Origin of the sequence: Pseudomonas sp. PS01270, from assembly GCF_029959775.1 — a bacterium.
GTDB classification, from domain to species: domain Bacteria; phylum Pseudomonadota; class Gammaproteobacteria; order Pseudomonadales; family Pseudomonadaceae; genus Aquipseudomonas; species Aquipseudomonas atacamensis.
Genome location: NZ_JASCPT010000125.1, coordinates 1 through 15,736, shown reverse-complemented (window position 1 = coordinate 15,736; position 15,736 = coordinate 1). Strand labels below are relative to the sequence as shown.

The window sequence follows — 15,736 nt, the reverse complement described above, 5'->3', positions numbered from 1 at the left end:
ACTGGACCGGGCAGACACAGATGAACTGCATGCGCCAGGCCATCGGCCAAAGCCTGCAACATGCCTACGCCCACCACATTCAGCGCCTGATGGTCACCGGTAACTTTGCCTTGCTCGCCGGGATTGCGCCGAAGGAAATCTGTGAGTGGTATCTGGCGATCTACATGGACGCCTTCGACTGGGTCGAACTGCCCAATACCCTCGGCATGGTCATGCACGCCGATGGCGGTTATCTCGGCTCCAAGCCTTACTGCGCCAGCGGCCAATACATCAATCGTATGTCGGATTACTGCGGCGACTGCGCCTACAAGGTCAAGGAAAGCAGCGCGGACGATGCCTGCCCGTTCAATGCGCTGTACTGGCATTTCCTCATGCGCCACGGCGATATCCTGCGCGGCAATCAGCGCATGGGCATGATGTACAAGAACCTCGACCGCATGCCGCTGGCCAAGCAGGATGCGCTGTGGCAACGCGGGCAGACGCTGTTGGCGAAACTGGATAACGGCGAAGCTTTCTAGTGCGTCTCAGGCCTGCCCGGCCATCCCGTTGCGCCCCGCCGCTTTCGCGCGGTACAGCGCCTGATCGGCGGTCTGGATCAACGCCGGCAGCGAATCCAGCTGCGCGCCCGTCCCCACCGCCATACCGATACTCACCGTAATCCGAGCAAACGGACTGCCCGGGTGGGCGATGTTCGCCTGCTGCAAGCGCTCGAGCATCAGTTGCGCCACCACCGTCGCCCCGGCGCTGTCGGTGGCCGGCATGATCACCGCCATTTCCTCGCCACCGTAACGCGCGACCAGATCCGAGGGGCGTCGCACGCAGCCTTCAAGAATCTTGCTGACCGCTTGCAGGCAGGCATCGCCGGCGACGTGGCCCAAGGCATCGTTGAACAATTTGAAGTGGTCGATATCGATCATCAGCAAGGCCAGCGAGGTCCCGTCACGCTGCGCGCGCCGCGCTTCCACCGTCAGCGTTTCATCGAAACAGCGGCGGTTGGCCAGGCCGGTCAGCGCATCCTTCAGCGCCAGCAATTCCAGTTGTCGATTGGACGCAAGCAACTGCTGCTGGGCATCGCGCAAGGCTTCTTCGGCCTCGGTGCGGCGGCGGATATCGAGAATCAGGAACCAGCCGATCAATCCGGTCAGCCCCAGCAGCCCGATCACCACCACCGCCGAAAGCGCCGCTTCGATGCGCCACGCCGCCAGCGCTTCGTCCTTGCCCAGGGCCACGGTGGTGATCAGCGGCAGCGTTTCGCTTTTGCGGAACGCGTACAGCCGCTCGACACCGTCGAGGCTGGAAGTGTAGGAGGCAGTGCCGACCGAACGGTCGACGAGGTATTTGGCGTATATCGGCGATTTGGAGAAGTTGCGGCCCATGTCCTGCTCGCGAAACGGGTAGCGCACCAGCAGCGTGCCGTCGGTGTAAGACAGGCCGATCGCGCCGTCCTGGCCAACGTCGAGCTTGCCGAACACGCGCAAAAAGTTTTCCACCCCCAGCGTCACTGCTACAACGCCAGCGAACTGGCCACCGGCGTCATTGAAGCGCCGACTGATGGTCACCACCCATTCGTGATTGGCACGGCTCTGGATCGGCGGGCCAATGAACGGCTCGCGGCTCGGGCTGTCACGGTGATGAATGAAATAGGCGCGGTCGCTGCTGTTGGCGCCCTCTGGAATCGGCCGGTTGGAGGACATCAGCCAATGCCCGTTCCGGTCATAGATGATGATGCCGCTGAGCTGGGGCATCAACGGCTGCTGGCGGTCGATCAGGCTCTGGATGCGCTGAATCTGCGCCGGGCCGTTGCCCTCGGTTTCCAGACGCTCGACCAGCCCGAGCAAGAGCAGCGAGCTTTGCCGGACGATGCCTTCGGTGTAGGTGTTGAGCGCCTGGGTCAGGTTCAGGCCATGCACGTCGACCTCGGCCAGCGCACGCTCGCGCGAAGACCAGACTTTCCAGATCGTCAGCGAAGTCAGGGAACAGCCGATCACCAGCAGCAGGAGCATTACAAGGCGAGTATCACGCTTCACGTCAGTACCTTAAGGAAGTCCGGTATCCATTCCAGCCATCATTCGAACGTCGGCACTCACGGCGGCCACGTGTTCCGGGGCGCAAGCATACAAGCAGTGTGCAGCGGCTGCAGCAACAGAGTGTGCAGTGCTAAGCAGCGGGTGCGGCGGGTTTGAGGATTTCCACCAGAAAATCGATGAACACGTTGATCCGGCTCGAACCACGGTGGTTGGGCAAGTACAGCGCGTTGATGCAACTGCTGGCGCTGCCGGGATTGACCTCGTAGTGCTCAAGCAAGCGCGTCAGGCGCCCGGCGGTGACGTCGTCGCGCACCAGCCAGTCGGCCAGCAACGCCACCCCGCCACCGCCAATCGCGGCTTCGCGCAGGATGTCGGCGTTGTTGCTTTGCAGGCGACCCTGGACGTTGAGCTGAATCGGCTCTTCGTCGCCCTGAAAGGTCCAGTGGTGATGGCTGCCGCCGTAATCGAAACGCAGGCATTGATGCTCGAGCAGATCCCGCGGATGTTCGAGCACGCCGCTGCGCGCCAGATAATCCGGGCTGGCGACAATCCAACGCTGAAAGTGGCCGACGCGTTTGCTGACGATGTCTTCGCTGACCACCGTCGAGCCGAGCCGCACCGAAACGTCGATCTGCTCGCTGAGCAAATCGCTGACCTGATCGCTCAGCGACAGGCTGATCTCCAGCCCCGGATGGCGTTCAAGCAGGCGGCTCAGGTGCGGCGCGATCAGCCGCCGGCCAAACTCCACCGGCACGCTGATGCGCAAGCGGCCTTGGGCATCGCTGCCACGATCGGCGACCACCGCGTCGGCTTCGTCGATGGCATCAAGAATCGCCACGGCTTTCTCGAAATAGGTCTGGCCGGCGACGGTCACGCTGGTGTTGCGCGTGGTGCGATTGAGCAGGCTGGCGCCCAACTCGTTTTCCAGCCCCGCCACTTGCCGTGTCACCGAAGACGTCGAAATCCCAAGCTTGCGCGCCGCCGAGGAATAGCCCCCGCAGCGCACGGTTTCAACAAACATCTTCAATGCCAGCAACTTGTCCATAAGCGGGGTCCGGTGGTGAGAGAACGCCGCTGATTGTGCATCAGCGCCAGCCACACGTCTTGTATCGTCGTGCTTGAGGGCGCCTGGTGCGGGAAACAAGTCCATCTCGAGTACCTCGTTGCCACAATGGCTTTGTGGCGGGCCAGCGATCAACCGGTGCACCCAAAACCCTGTGGGAGCGAGCTTGCTCGCGAATGCGGTGGATCAGTCACCAATTTATCGACTGACACTCCGCCATCGCGAGCAGGCTCACTCCTACAGGGGTTTTGGGTTGTTTGTGAGATTCAGCTGCGCTCAGCCTTGCGACTCAGGAACAATGCCAGCGCCAGCGCCGGCAACACCGCCACGGCTACGGCCGAGAGGTTCCAGCCGAAGTGTTCGTACAGCGGGCTGGCGACCAGTGAACCGAGCGCGCCGCCGACGAAGATGCTGGTCATGTACACCGCATTCAGGCGGGCGCGGCTGTGCGGGTCGAGGGCGTAGACCTCGCGCTGGCCGAGGACCATGTTCAGCTGCACGGCAAAATCCAGCAGCACCGCACACACCACCAGCCACACGTAACCACTGCCCGGCAGCGCGGCGATCAACAGTGACAGCGGCGCCAGCAGCAACGCCACCAGGGTACCGCGACGACCGTGCCCGGCATCGGCCAGACGCCCGGCGATCGGCGCCGCAATCGCACCCACCGCACCGACCAGTGCGAAGATCGCCACTTGCGCTTGGCTGAAGCCGTGATGACGCATCAGCTCAATTGGCGCGAGGGTCCAGAACAGGCTGAAACTGGCGAACAGCAAACCCTGATACAGCGAACGCTGGCGCAACACAGAAAAGCGCCGGGCCAGGGCAAACACCGAACCGATCAACGCGACATAAGTGGCTTTATGCGTCGGTACCCGGCGCGGCAATGCCACAGCGGTAATCAACGCGATCACCGCCATCAGTGCCGCCGCGCTGTAAAACACCCCGCGCCAGCCGAACACTTCAACCAACAGACTCGACAGCGGCCGCGACAGCAGAATCCCCAGGAGCAGGCCGCTCATGATATTGCCGACGACGCGGCCACGACTGGCTTCCGGGGCCAGATGCGCGGCCAGCGGCACAAGAATCTGCACGGCGACTGAGGTCAGGCCGATCAGCAAGGACAAGATCAGAAACAGCGACGGCGAATGGGTCAGGCCAGCGCACAGCAACGTCACGCTGGCGGCGAGGGTGAAGCCGACCACCAGACGGCGGTTTTCCATCAGGTCGGCCAGCGGCACCAGCAGCAACAAGCCCAGCGCGTAACCGAACTGCGTCAGCGACACGATCAGGCTGGCATTGGCGCTGGACAGGCCGATCTGCGGCGCGATCAGTTCGACGATGGGTTGTGCGTAATACAGGTTGGCGACGACCGCGCCGCAGCAGAAGGCCAGAAACGCGACCATCAGGCCGGAGAGTGAAGCAGGCTGTTCGGCCGGGGCCGCAACGGCAGGGTTGCCCGTAAGCATGGTGACACCTCGTTGAGTTCGGGAAAGTTTTGCCAAGGCTACGGTCAGCCGGCGGCAGCGAGAATCCGTGCCACTGGCAACGCACTGATGCGCGGCGCGCAACGTTGCTTGTGGCGCAACGCGCTGTTGCGTGGGCCGGTGATTCTCCGCTGCAAGCGTCTTCTCTACGCTTTGGCCCTGGCGCTGACGTCCGCATCGGCGCCCTTCCCCCGGCTGCTACAAGGAGCGTTTCCATGACCCGCACTGCACTCGTCCTGCCACTGTCCGCCGCGTTTTTCTGCCGACCATGAACAGCCATTTGCTCAACTCCAGAACCCTGTGGATCAGCGTCGCCGTGCTCGCGGTGATCGGTCTGATCGTCGCCGTCGCGCTGATGTGGCGCCCGGCGATCGCGCCAATCAAACGCCCCACGTCATTCGATACTGCGCAGTTGCAACGCGGCGCACGGGTGGTCGAGGCCGGCGACTGCGCGGTGTGCCATACCCGCCCCGGCGGCGAATACCTGGCTGGCGGGCTGCCGCTGGTGACGCCGTTCGGCACGCTATACAGCACCAACATCACCCCGGATGCGCAGACCGGCATCGGCGAATGGTCATTGCCGGCCTTCGAGCGGGCGATGCGTGAAGGCATTGCCCGCGACGGCCACTTTCTCTACCCGGCGTTTCCTTACGTGCACTACCGGCGCATGAGCTCCGAAGACATCGCCGACGCCTATGCCTACTTGATGAGCGGCCCCGCCGTACACGCCCCGGCGCGGCAGAACCAGATGAATTTCCCGATGAACATCCGCCCGCTGGTGTCGTTCTGGAACCTGCTGTTTCTGCATGGCGAGCCACTGACGCCGCTGGCCGAACACAGCGCGGCATGGAATCGCGGACGCTATCTGGTCGACGGCCCGGGCCACTGCGCCGGCTGCCATTCGCCGCTGAACCTGATTGGCGCGGAGAAATCCTCGGAGTATTTGAAGGGCGGCAGCGTTGATGGCTGGGAAGCGCCGGCACTGGTCGGCCTCGGCCAACGCGCCAATCCGTGGAATCGCGAGCAATTGGTCGGCTATCTGCGCGCCGATGTCGTCGATGGTCACGGCACACCCGCCGGCCCGATGCGCCCGGTCAGCCTGAGTCTGGCGCGCTTGCCGGCCAGTGAAGCCGAAGCGATTGCCGACTACCTGCTGAGCCTGCAAAACCCGCACGCGGTGAGCGAAACCACCGCGAAAAAGCAGCCAGGTATTCCAGCGGATCACACAACCGGCGCCCTGCTCTTCAGCAGCGCCTGCGCCGGATGTCACGCACCCGCCGCGCCGATGCGTGAAATCGACGGCCGCCCAGGCCTGCAAGGCACTTCGGCGCTGCAAGCGGCCAGCTCGCGCAACTTTCTCAAGACCGTGCTTGAAGGCGTGCCCGCCATTCCCGGCGCCCCCGGCCCGGTGATGCCGCCGTTCGCCGCCAGCCTCGACAACGCCCAGCTCGGCGCACTCGCCGCGTACTTGCGCGAGCAAGCCAGACCCGATCAGCCATGGGCCGACCTTTCTTCCACTATTGAAGCGTTACGTCAGGAGACGAAATGAGCCAGATCACTCTCACCGTCAATGGAGCCGCCCAAGCGCTGGAGCTGGAACCGGACATGCCGCTGCTGTACGCGCTGCGCAATCACTTGAACCTCAACGGCGCCAAGTACGGCTGCGGCCTGGGCCAGTGCGGCGCGTGCACGGTGATCGTCGACGACCAGCCAGTTTTCGCCTGCCTGACGCCGTGCGCAGGCCTTGAGGGGAAAAAGATCCGCACCGTGGAAAGCCTCGGCAGCGCAGAGAAACCCGGCCCGTTGCAGGCGGCATTTATCGACAAGCAGGCCGCACAATGCGGTTACTGCATCGCCGGCATGCTGATGCGCGCGCAAACGTTGCTCGAACGTGACCCGCACCCGGACGAACAAACCATCCGCGAACACATGGCCGGCAATCTGTGCCGTTGCGGCACCCATTTGCGCATCATCGAGGCGATCAAGCAGGTGGCCGGGCACAACGGGAGCCGGACATGAGCGAAGCAAACGGCTTGAACCCCAGCCGCCGGGCCTTTCTGCGTGGCGGCGCGCTGCTCATGGCCTTCACCCTGATGCCGATAGCGCGGCGTGCCTTGGCCGACACCGAAGTCGACACCCTTGGCACCGTGGTGCTGGCCCCCGATCTGCCCGGCAGCCTGCGCACCAACCCATACCTCGACGCGTGGATTCGCATCGGCGCCGACGGCATCACCGTGTACACCGGCAAGGTCGAACTGGGCACCGGGGTGAAAACCGCGTTGCTGCAAATCGCCGCCGAGCGTTTGCAGGTGCCGGCCAGCGCGATCAACTTGCTCACCGCCGACACCGCGCTGACGCCCAACGAAGGCTACACCGCCGGCAGCCACAGCATTTTCGACAGCGGCACCGCGCTGTACAACGCTGCCGCGCAGGTGCGAGAAATGCTCGTCGACGCCGCCGCGCGCAGCTGGCAAATCGACGCTGTGCAACTGAGCACTCGCGACGGCATCATCGAAGGGCCGACCGGCCAGCGCATGGCTTATGCCGACGCGGTCAGGCATGTCGATGTGCACCAGTACGCCAAGGCGCAATCACCGGCGATGGCGGCGGCCGATTTCAAACTGATCGGCCACAACCTGCCGCGCCTGGACATTCCGGCCAAGGTCAGCGGCGGCGCGGCATTTGTGCAGGACATGCGCCTGCCGGGCATGCTGCACGCGCGTGTCATCCGCCCGCCGCGTCCCGGCTGCACGCTTCAGGCGTTCGATGCCGCGTCCATCGAGGCGTTGAACGGCGTGGTCAAAGTGATTCGCGACGGCAACTATCTGGCCGTGGTCGCCCATGATGAGTGGCAAGCGATCAAGGCCATGCGCGCCGGCATGGAAAGTGCCAAGTGGAGTGGCGGCGAGGCGATTCCCGAAGCCGCCGGGATTCATGATTTGCTCAAGCAATTGCCCTCCAAGCGCTATCCGATCAGCAACAACGGCAATCCCGGCGGCGCGACCGAAACGCGTTTCAAAGCGCGGGTGACCAAGCAATATTTGATGCACGGTTCGATCGGCCCGTCCTGTGCGGTGGCCTGGTTCAACGACGGCGTGCTCACAGTGTGGACCCACACCCAGGGCGTCTATCCGCTGCGCGCCGGTATCGCCGAGATGCTGCGGCTGCCGCCGGACCGCGTGCGCTGCATTCATACCGAAGGCTCGGGTTGCTACGGCCACAACGGCGCCGATGATGCCGCCGCCGATGCCGCGCTGATCGCCATGCGCCTGCCGGGCACGCCGGTCAGGGTCCAATGGATGCGCGAGCAGGAAAATCTCTGGGAGCCGTACAGTTCGGCGATGGTCACCGAAGTCGATGCCGGCCTCAGTCAGGGCCGTTTGCAGGACTGGAACTACGAGCTGTGGACCACGCCGCACAACGAACGCATCGTCAATGCCGGGCGCCTGCTGCCGGCACGCCTGTTGGCGAAACCCTTCGCCTCGGCGCCGTCGGTGCCAATCGCCCAGCCCGAAGGTGATGGCGATCGCAACGCGGTGCCGCTGTACGAGCTGGGTGCGACGCGGATCAACATGAACTTCGTCACCACCATGCCGTTCCGCACTTCGGCCATGCGCTCGCTCGGTGCGCACATCAACATCTTCGCCATCGAGGCAGGTATTGATGAGTTGGCGATCAAGGCCGGGCTCGATCCGCTGGCGTTACGCCTGGCGCATCTGCGCGACCCACGTGCCCAGGCTGTGATTAAGCGCGTGCGTGACGAAATCGGCTGGCCCCACAAGAGCAGCGAACCCGGCGCGGGAATCGGTTTTGCCTTCGCCCGCTACAAAAACATCATGGGTTACTGCGCCCTCGCGGTGAAACTGCGGGTGCATCCGCAGACTGGCGAGATCCGTGTCGATCATGTGGTAACGGCGGTCGATGTTGGCCAGATTGTCAGCCCAGATGGCCTGCGCAATCAGGTCGAGGGCGGCATCGTCCAGTCGGCCAGCTGGACGCTCTACGAAAAAGTCGCCTACGACGCCGGCGGCATTCGCAGCTACGACTGGAGCGGTTATCCGATTCTGCGCTTTACGCAATTGCCAAAAAAAGTCGACGTGCATTTGCTTGATCAACCGGGCGAACCCTTCCTCGGTGCTGCCGAAATCGTCCAAGGGCCAATGGCTGCTGCGCTCGGCAACGCGGTCAGCAATGCCACCGGCCGGCGCTGGCTGAATCTGCCGCTGACTCGCTCGACCCAACCCGCCTGAACCACGCCCGCGTTCATCAGCGATGAGCGCGGGTGCCGTTGCGTTGCGCGCAAAACTGCGTAGCGCCGGCCACGGATTATCAGCCCCGCCACCCCCGGTTAAGTTACCTGCACAGCGCGCGGCACCTGGCTGCCGCGCTTGAACCCTACTCATCGAAATCCGGAGCTACCCATGACCCGTCGCCTGTTTCAACCCATCGCACTCGGCCCTTACACCCTTGCCCATCGTGTGGCGATGGCGCCCCTGACCCGCTCGCGCGCTGGCCAGCCGGGCGACGTGCCGACCGCAATGAACGCCGAGTACTACCGCCAACGCGCCAGTGCCGCGCTGATCATCACCGAGGCCACGCAGATTTCTCAGCAAGGCCAGGGCTATGCGTGGACGCCGGGGATCTACACCGATGCGCAAGTGCAGGCCTGGCGCGAAGTCAGCACGGCGGTGCACGAGGCCGACGGTCTGATCTTCATGCAGCTGTGGCACGTCGGCCGGGTTTCCCACCCGAGTTTCCAGCCTGACGCCGGTTTGCCAGTGGCGCCAAGCGCCCTGCCAGTGCCGGGCAAGACCTTTATCGTCGATGAACAAGGCAATGGCGTGTGGGGTGATGTGCCAGTGCCGCGCGCTCTCGAAACGGCGGAAATCGCCGACATCGTCGAAGACTATCGCCGCGCTGCGCGCAACGCGTTGAACGCTGGCATGGACGGCGTGGAGATCCATGCCGGCAACGGTTATCTGCTCGACCAGTTTCTCAACAGCAACAGCAACCAGCGTGATGACGCCTATGGCGGCAGTGTGGAAAACCGTGCGCGGTTTCTGCTCGAAGTGGTCGCTGCCGTCGCTGATGAAGTCGGCGCCGAGCGCGTCGGCGTGCGTCTGACGCCAATGGGCCGCTTCATGGGCATGGGCGATGACACGCCTGAAGCGACCTTCGGTTATCTGGTCGAGGCGCTCAACCAGTGGAATCTGGCCTACCTGCACCTGGTCGAGCCGGCCATGGTCGGCACGGTCAAGGACGAAAACTTCGACCCTCGCTGGGACGCGATCATTGCCCAGCTGCGCCAGACCTGGAACGGCGTGCTGATCCTCGCTGGCGGTTACGACGCCGAGTCCGCCGAACAGGCGCTGAACGCCGATCGCGCCGACATCATCGCCTTTGGCCGGCCATTTTTGGCCAACCCGGACCTGCCGCGTCGGCTGCACGACGGGCTTGAACTGAACACGCCGGATCCGAGCAGTTTCTTCGGCGGCGATCAGCGTGGTTATGTCGATTATCCGTTTCACGCCTGAGGCTTGGGCTTCATAACTTTTAAGGTTTGTTTAAGGACTTTAAATAAAGCCTGCGGCCAGACTTTGCCCATCGATCAGGAGAGCCGCCATGAACCCGCAATCGGTGAAGTCAGACCCTTCCTGCCACCTGGCGCGCCCACTGGGCGCACTGTCCGGCTGGCAGGAACGCCGCGCCAAGGCCTACATGCTGCACGATCTGAGCCGCAGCCTGCGCGTCAGCGAGATTGCCGAACATTGCAATCTTTCACGCAGCCACTTTTCCCGGGCGTTCAAGATCGTCACCGGCTGCTCGCCTCAGGAATGGATGCTGAAGATGAAGATCGACAAGGCCAAAGGGCTTTTGCTGACCTCGATGGCGATTACCGAGATTGTTTATGAATGCGGATTTTCCGATCACTCGCACTTCACCCGCACGTTCGGGCGCATGGTGGGGATGCCGCCGAAGGTCTGGCGCCAACTGATGTGCGGAGCGCGGGTGGCGCCGGTGGATGCGGATGTTTGGCGGCTCAGCGATGGGTTGCTGAATTCGACGATGGGCCAGCGCTTGACGGAACTGCGGCCCTGAGTGGAATTTCAAAGGGTTTTGTTCACTCCTCCCTTTTGGCCGCGATTTTTCGCGGCTTTTTTTTGCGGTAGAGCGCTGGTGGTCGGCGTTGGTACGGCGGTGAACTCCCCCCTCACCCCAGCCCTCTCCCTAGGGAGAGGGAGCCGATTTGTGTGCTTTTCCAATCCTGAGTTCAACTCGGACTTTCACGTCGGCGTATCTCCCCCAAACACCCCGGTCAGTCCCCTCTCCCTCCGGGAGAGGGTTAGGGTGAGGGGCTTTTGATCCTGGCGTCCGGCGCAAGCGGCAGTCTGAAGCAGATCCGCGCGCCCTCTTCGCTGTCTTCCACGCGCAACGTCCCGCCATGGGCGCCAATCACCGTTCGGCAAATCGCCAGGCCCATGCCCATGCCGCTGCCCTTGGTGGTGAAGAACGCATCGAAAATTTCTTCACGCTGATGCTCGGCGATCCCCGGCCCGTTGTCTTGAAAAGCCACGCAGACCTGCCCATCGGACAGCGTCGACTCAATCACCAGGCGCCCGTCAGTCACGCCCTGCCCAGCCATCGCTTCCAGCGCGTTGACGATCAGGTTGTAGATCACCTGCTGGATCTGCACCCGATCCCCCAGCACCGGGTCAGCAGCGTTGAGTTGCGTGTGCAAGCTCACCCCGCGATTGTGCACATCGCTGGCCGTCAGTTGCACGACCTCACCGATCAACGCGTCAATCGACACCGGCAATCGTTGCAACGGCGCCTGCCTGGCCAATGCGCGCAGGGCCTGGACGATCTCGGTGGCACGGGCGCTGTCGGAGCGGATGTCTTCCAGTCCCTGAATAGCCTCGTCGAGATCAGGCGTGTCGCGCTTGAGCCAGCGCAGACTGGCCGAGGCGTTCGATGAAATGCCCAGCAGCGGCTGGCTGATTTCGTGGGCGATCGAGGCCGACAGTTCGCCCATCATTTTCAGGTGCGAGTTGCGCGCCAGTTCCGCCCGCGAGCTGCGCAAGTCGGCTTCCATCTGCGCGCGCAAGCGGTTGTCTTCGACCAGTTGCGCGTAGAGCCGCGCGGTCTGCAGCGACACCGCTGCCTGCGAGGCGAGGATTTCCAGCATGGTCAGGCGTTCGGCGCTGAACAGCTTCGGTACCAGGCTGTTTTCCAGATACACCAGACCGATCAGCGCGCCTTGCTTGAGCAACGGCAGGCACATCAGCGAGCGCGTCTGCCGCTCGCGCAAGTCAGCGCTGTAAGCTTGCGGGCAGTCGGCGCGGGCATCGTCGAGCACCAGCGGCGTGCGCGTGCGCATGGTCGAATTGAGCACTGAAACCGGCGCAATCTGCTCCAGCGAGCGATCGTTGTCCTGACTGACCCGCACGTTGCCCGCCTCGACATGCGCGGCAGCGGCCAATTGCAACTCACCCTCGGCGACCAACAGCAGCGCGCCGCGGTCGGCACCGGCCTGAATCATCAAGTGATTCATCAAGGTCTCCACCAGCCGATCGAGCAACACCTCTTGCGAGACCGCGCGTGCCGCTTCAATGCCGACTTCCAGATCAAGGCGCACCCGCGTCACCGGCGTTCCCGCTTGAAGGGTATGCTCGTGGGCGAGAAACGGATGCTGCGCTTCGAGCTGGCGCGCCTTGGCTTCAGCGCCCCACAGCACATAGCAGTCGCGCGCAACACGCAGGTGATGATGCGTGCCGGAGACCAGGCCGTTGGCCAGGCAGACCTCGGCCAGTTGTTCATGTGCCAGTGCTTGCTCATGGATAAATCCGGCAGCGGCCGCCGCGATTTGCGCTTGGTCGAAGCAGCGAATGGCGGCCAGCCCTTCGCCGCGCACGCGGGCCATCGCGCCTTCGATCAGCAGCAGTTTGTTGCTGAAGGTTGAAGGATTGAGCTCGACCCATGGCAGAAAACGCTGCCGTTGCTGCTCCAGTTTCTGCAGTTTTTCGGCAACAGAGCCCGGCGCCTCGGGACTGGCCAGTGCCAAGCTGTAGAACAGGTAGTAATGCGCCAGATCAATGTGCGCCGGCAGCGACCACGTCAACGCCTCGGCGTCTTCGAAACGGCGCAACGCGTAACGCACTTCACCGAAATAGAACGCCGACATGCCCGAATACAACCACATCCACAACAGCGTCGGCTGTGAAACGCGGTCGCGATGCAGCGGGCCGAAGCGGTCATGTTCCAAAGCCTCCAGCATTGCGATCGAACGAGGCTCAGGCCCATTGCGCAAATCGCTGGCGAACGCCTGTTGCGCCAGCAGAATGCGCTCGATGTCGATGTAGTGAAACTGCCGCACCCAACTCAGGCCGACGTCCAGCTCGTTCAACACGTTTGGCAGCGGCTCGCCCATGAACAGCAGATCGGAGCCGATGTGGTTGCAGGCGTAACACGACATGCCCAGATCGCCGCCGGCCTGACCGCACTCAAACGCGGCGAAAGCCTTCTGCCGCGCGTAAGCCATCGGCCGGGTCCACGCGCTGACCTGATCCAGCGCCACCAGCGTGCCGGTGCGCCCCGCCTCATAGCCGTGCAGATCAGTCAGATCGAGCGCCAGTTCGGCGAAAGCAACACCGTCCAGATATTCGCCATAACGGTCGGCGATCATCACGCCGTACCAGGCGAAACCGTAGCCGCTGCTCGGCGTGGTGCCATGGAGCAAAGTCAGTTCGACCATCTTCGCCAGGTGCAGAAAAGCAATGTCGTCCTGCACGAAGAACGAGGCGATCAGCGTGCTCAGCAGCTCCATGGCCACTTCGATTCGCGGCTCGTTGGCTTTGGGCAACGCCGTCAACTCAGCGATCCGTCGCGCACCGACCAATTGCCGAACCCGTTCGAACGCTTCGCCCAGTTGCGCCTTCGAGGGTTGTCGCTGCAGGTCAATGTCGAGCAACGCAAGACCGGCCAGCGCTTCGCCGATCGCGCCGTGGTAATCGGAATGCAAGGTGCGCAGGCTGGCGCGCAGGCGGTAGGTTTTCGCGCGGTCCAGCACGGTGGCAGCGTGTTCCAGGCAATCGTCGAGACGCTGTTGCGCGCCGGGCAGATCCGCCAGCAACATCGCGCAGTCGGCTGCCAGCCAGCGCGCCGCGAAGGCTTGCTGGTAGAGCTGCGTCCAGCCGTTGTCGCCGAGTAACACCTCGGCGCTGCGCAGATAATCCACGGCCTGCTCGACAGCAGCGCTATCGCGGGCGCGCTCGGCAGCTTCGAGCAATAACTGGATGAATTCAGCGCGTCGAGGCGCTTGCAGCGCATTGCCGGCGCTGCGCTGAATCTGACTGGCGATGTCGAAGACCCGCGCCTGCCGCTGCTCGCCACATTGATCGAGCATGGCGGCTGCGATGCGCGCATGCTCAGCGGAACGCCCCGCCGGCGCGGTCAGCGCAGCGGCGGCTTCCAACACGCGATCGTGGGGAAACAGCAGTTGGCCCGGCTCGCGCAGGAGAAATCCGGCGCTGACCAGATAATCCACGTCACGCAGCAATTGCGCAGGATCGTCCCCCAGCAAATCGCCCAACAGCGTTTCGTCACAGCGGCCACCGACGTAACCCGCGGTGCGCAACACCTCACGGGCACTGGCCGGCAGACGCAGCAAGCGTTGCACCATCAATTCGGCCACGTTGTCGGCGTAGCGATAGCCGTTCACTTCGGCCTGATTCCACACCCAGCGCCGCGTCGTCGCGTCGAAACGCAGCAGACGCTCGTCCACCAACGCGCGCGCCACCTGGCTGACGAACAACGGATTGCCGGCGGTTTTGAAGTGCACGACGCGGGCCAGCGCCTCGAGGTTGTCGACGTCAGCATCGAGTTCGACCGCCATCAGTTGCGCAACGGCCTGCACCGACAGCGGCCCTAGTCGAAGGTCACTGACTGGCAGCGCGGGTGCTCTGCGCATCTCATCGAGCCAGCCGCCCGGATGCTCCGTCAACTCGCCCTCGCGATACGCCAGAACCAGCAGCAGATGCCGCGTCGGTCGGGCGATAAAGGCTTTGAGAAACGCCTGCGTCGAGTCGTCAGCCCACTGCAAGTCGTCGATAAACAGCAGCAGCGGATGCCCCGGTTGCGCAAAGACTTCGAGCACATCGAGCAGCGCCCGATTAACCCGATCCAGGGCGTGGCGCGCCGGCATGTTCGGCAGTTCGGCGGTGGCGCCAATCAGCAGTTCGGCTTCCGGCGCCAGGTCCAGCAGCAAGCGGCCACGGCCCTTGAGGGTTTCGCGCAGTTGCTCGGCCAAGGCCTGCAAGGCCAGCGTGGGCTTGGTCAACACTTGGCTGATCAGAGACTGAAAAATCTGCGCCAGCGGCGCGAAGGGACGGTCATTGTTCAGCAGTTCGATCTTGCCGCTGGCCCAATAACCGGGTGCCTGGCTACGCAGGACTTGCTGGATCAGCGTCGACTTGCCCGCCCCCGGCGCACCGGCGACGAGCAGCACACGGGCGATGCCGTCGCTGCGCACGCGCTGAATCTGTTCGAGCAGCTGCTTGCGTTCGTCATCACGACCGAACAGCAGCTCGCCGCGCGTGGCCGTTGCGCGCGCGTCGAAGGCACCGAGGCGGAACGCTTCGATCTGGCCTTTTTTCTGCCATTGCCGCAGGCACCAGGTCAGATCGGCGGCCAGCGATTCGATGCTTTGATAGCGCGCGTCCGGCTCCTTGGCCAGGCCTTTGAGCAGCACATGACAAATGCCTTGCGGCAGGTCGGGTTGGTATTGCCCTGGCGACAAAGGCTGGACGGCGGCGTGCACATGCAGCCATTGCGAGGCGTCGCGAGCGATCAGCGGCGGGCGCGCGGTCAGCGCCTCATAAATGATTGCCGACAGCGCATAGACGTCGCTGCGCTCATCGGAATCGACGCCGTCGTGCTGCAGCTGTTCCGGCGCCAGATAAGGCCAGTGTTCCAGGCTCGGCAGTTCGGTCGCCGGCGTTTCCTGCGCGTGGGTGTGAAAGCCCATCAGCCTGACGTTGTCGTCGGCATAGACCAGCAGATGCCAAGGCAATAAAGAACCCTGTGGGAGCGAGCCTGCTCGCGAAAGTGGTGGGTCAGTCAAGGGTGATGTCGGCCGGAATGACGCTTTCGCGAGCAGGCTC

Annotated in this window: 9 protein-coding genes and 1 pseudogene; 6 read left to right on the top strand and 4 right to left on the bottom strand. The window is 63.6% G+C overall.

Annotated features, from left to right (window positions below; all coding sequences use genetic code 11):
• A pseudogene (locus tag QMX86_RS23600) lies at positions 1-518 on the top strand (cryptochrome/photolyase family protein); the annotation flags it as partial.
• A 6-nt stretch (positions 519-524) separates the two neighbouring features.
• Here QMX86_RS23600 and QMX86_RS23595 read toward each other — a convergent pair.
• The 3 genes from QMX86_RS23595 to QMX86_RS23585 form a co-directional block, all read right to left on the bottom strand.
• A complete protein-coding gene (locus tag QMX86_RS23595; RefSeq protein ID WP_122706268.1) occupies positions 525-2,027 on the bottom strand; it encodes a sensor domain-containing diguanylate cyclase in 1,503 nt (500 codons plus the stop codon).
• Positions 2,028-2,157: 130 nt separating this feature from the next.
• Complete coding sequence (locus QMX86_RS23590; protein ID WP_282385856.1) at positions 2,158-3,072, bottom strand: LysR family transcriptional regulator; 915 nt, start codon at positions 3,070-3,072, stop codon at positions 2,158-2,160.
• Positions 3,073-3,356: 284 nt separating this feature from the next.
• Positions 3,357-4,559, bottom strand: coding sequence for an MFS transporter (locus QMX86_RS23585; RefSeq protein ID WP_282385854.1), 1,203 nt, complete (start codon positions 4,557-4,559; stop codon positions 3,357-3,359).
• Between the two features lie 286 nt (positions 4,560-4,845).
• Between QMX86_RS23585 and QMX86_RS23580 the strand changes: the two genes are divergently transcribed.
• The 5 genes from QMX86_RS23580 (at position 4,846) to QMX86_RS23560 (ending at position 10,676) form a co-directional block, all read left to right on the top strand.
• On the top strand, positions 4,846-6,126 hold the full coding sequence (locus QMX86_RS23580) for a c-type cytochrome (RefSeq protein ID WP_282385853.1): 1,281 nt from the start codon (positions 4,846-4,848) through the stop codon (positions 6,124-6,126).
• Positions 6,123-6,596, top strand: coding sequence for a (2Fe-2S)-binding protein (locus QMX86_RS23575; protein ID WP_110600511.1), 474 nt, complete (start codon positions 6,123-6,125; stop codon positions 6,594-6,596). Before QMX86_RS23580 ends, QMX86_RS23575 begins: the two co-directional genes overlap by 4 nt.
• Positions 6,593-8,827 carry a molybdopterin cofactor-binding domain-containing protein gene (locus QMX86_RS23570; RefSeq protein WP_282385850.1) on the top strand — a complete coding sequence of 745 codons (2,235 nt, stop codon included), beginning with the start codon at positions 6,593-6,595 and terminating at the stop codon, positions 8,825-8,827. Before QMX86_RS23575 ends, QMX86_RS23570 begins: the two co-directional genes overlap by 4 nt.
• A gap of 171 nt (positions 8,828-8,998) precedes the next feature.
• On the top strand, positions 8,999-10,111 hold the full coding sequence (locus tag QMX86_RS23565) for an alkene reductase (RefSeq protein WP_073476235.1): 1,113 nt from the start codon (positions 8,999-9,001) through the stop codon (positions 10,109-10,111).
• Positions 10,112-10,199: 88 nt separating this feature from the next.
• Entirely contained in the window at positions 10,200-10,676 is a 477-nt protein-coding gene (locus tag QMX86_RS23560) for an AraC family transcriptional regulator (protein ID WP_110600507.1), read from the top strand.
• 244 nt (positions 10,677-10,920) lie between these two features.
• Here the strand turns inward: QMX86_RS23560 and QMX86_RS23555 are convergent, their stop codons facing one another.
• Positions 10,921-15,645, bottom strand: a complete 4,725-nt coding sequence (locus QMX86_RS23555; protein ID WP_282385848.1) for an AAA family ATPase — start codon at positions 15,643-15,645, stop codon at positions 10,921-10,923.
• Positions 15,646-15,736: the final 91 nt, after the last annotated feature.